Here is a 211-nt window from a genome sequence, read left to right on the forward strand (position 1 = left end):
TCGCTACGGCTCCGCCTTATCAGCTTAACCTTGCTTGGGATCGTAACTCGCCGGTTCATTCTACAAAAGGCACGCCATCACCCATTAACGGGCTCTGACTACTTGTAGGCACACGGTTTCAGGATCTCTTTCACTCCCCTTCCGGGGTGCTTTTCACCTTTCCCTCACGGTACTGGTTCACTATCGGTCACTAGGTAGTATTTAGCCTTGG

Annotated in this window: 1 rRNA gene; it reads right to left on the reverse strand. The window is 51.7% G+C overall.

Going from position 1 to position 211, the window contains the following annotated elements:
- Positions 1-211, reverse strand: a 23S ribosomal RNA gene (locus tag ACN6NE_RS31440); the annotation flags it as partial.

It is taken from the genome of Priestia sp. 53B2, assembly GCF_056099005.1.